The sequence below is a fragment of the Butyrivibrio sp. YAB3001 genome (assembly GCF_900112195.1).
Classification (GTDB): Bacteria; Bacillota; Clostridia; order Lachnospirales; family Lachnospiraceae; genus Butyrivibrio.
Genome location: NZ_FOKR01000052.1, coordinates 1 through 1,468, shown reverse-complemented (window position 1 = coordinate 1,468; position 1,468 = coordinate 1). Strand labels below are relative to the sequence as shown.

Sequence of the window (1,468 nt, the reverse complement as noted above, 5' to 3'; positions counted from 1 at the left end):
GTCAATGTATTATTTCAAAAAGGAGACAGAGCTTTTAAAACTCTGTCTCCTCCGTGGCAATTTATCTTCTTATTTTCCTTACTATAGCTCACTTCTTTTTCTTTGGAGCAGGTAGCTCTTCATACATCGCCTCTAACAGATTGCGAAGAAACTCTTTGTTCTCAGCATTATCGACAAGGAGCATCTCCTTCGCTCCCTCGTATGGAAGTTCCAGACCGACTTCCGGCATCATTTTCACAGCAGACTTTACAGGCTTCACAAGAAAACGGTCATCATAAATGCCACCGACTACTTTTCCACGATAATAGATGATGTATTCTCCCATCACCGCCGCTCCGTATTGCTTCCATCAACGGATAAAGCATCATCATTGTCTTAGAACATATACCGTATCCATCTTGATTCACAGGACAGCCATATGTGCAGGTATACTTATCGCCGATTTCTTCTCCGTTTCTGCAATATCGCTCAGTATGATCCCCTCGAAGGAATCCCACAACCTCTACGGTAAATTCATACTCTTCGTCAAACCATTTCTTCATAATCCGGCCTCCGTCACACTATCCAAACAGCATATCTGCAGCCTTTTCCAGTTCTCTTCTCTCTTGAGAATCATCATAACCGCTTTCCTTGTCATCAATCCCCTTTACCGGATCGATCAAAAACAGGCCGTCACGGTTGCAGTAGAAGAATATCCTTCTGACTCCCCTGATCTTAAACCGTGCTTCAGCGCCCCCTTCCGGATAGAACTTCACCATCTGCATTTCATCGGATGAAGCCGCCGCCACAAACGAAATATAATGCTCCTTTGTCATGCTGTGATCGATACGCACATAATATTCATCTTCAACACGCTCGATAAAGACCATGTGACGCTCATCTGTTGGTTCCGCCTCTAAAGGCATGAGCTGGATACCGTGACAATGGATAGCCGCCTCCCCCATACTGTGTATCACATTACCGCAGATTGGACAAACATAGAACTTCGACCGCAGCATATTTGCGGATACATTCGCATTGTGAATGGTATTACCCGATATCAGCTCTGTAACTGAAATCTTAAATGCCTTCGCTATAGGCTCCAGCAGAGTAATATCCGGCAATCCTCTCAGGTTTTCCCATTTTGAGATACTTTTGTCAGTTACTCCCAGCCTTTCTGCCAGCTGAAGCTGTGTCATCTTGTTCTTTTCTCGCAATTCCTTAATAACTGCACCTGTAACATATTGGTTCATTTTCGTTCTCACCTCCATGCACAGATTGTAAATCAGTTTTTCTAATGATGGTACCTACGGAGAGTAGAGTTGAAGTTATTATCTTCCAATTTATTCTTCCATCAAGGATTATGTATTACATTTCTCTTTCCACTATTGGCAGTTCCTCTTACTTCTTCGTGGTAAAAGTAATCTACGATTGTTGGATGTCCTTTCTCTACTCTCTCATACGGAGTTTCATTATCAACAAACCTGCA

At 42.9% G+C, this 1,468-nt stretch carries 1 protein-coding gene and 3 pseudogenes; all 4 read right to left on the bottom strand.

Annotated elements, in window-relative coordinates:
* Positions 1–88 precede the first annotated feature (88 nt).
* Positions 89–331: pseudogene (locus BM086_RS20390) on the bottom strand (TfoX/Sxy family protein); the annotation flags it as partial.
* A pseudogene (locus BM086_RS20385) lies at positions 324–542 on the bottom strand (TIGR04076 family protein); the annotation flags it as partial. The pseudogenes BM086_RS20385 and BM086_RS20390, both read right to left, overlap by 8 nt.
* A gap of 18 nt (positions 543–560) precedes the next feature.
* Positions 561–1,232, bottom strand: coding sequence for a helix-turn-helix domain-containing protein (locus tag BM086_RS20380; protein WP_022780002.1), 672 nt, complete (start codon positions 1,230–1,232; stop codon positions 561–563).
* 101 nt (positions 1,233–1,333) lie between these two features.
* Positions 1,334–1,468: pseudogene (locus tag BM086_RS22025) on the bottom strand (radical SAM mobile pair protein B); the annotation flags it as partial.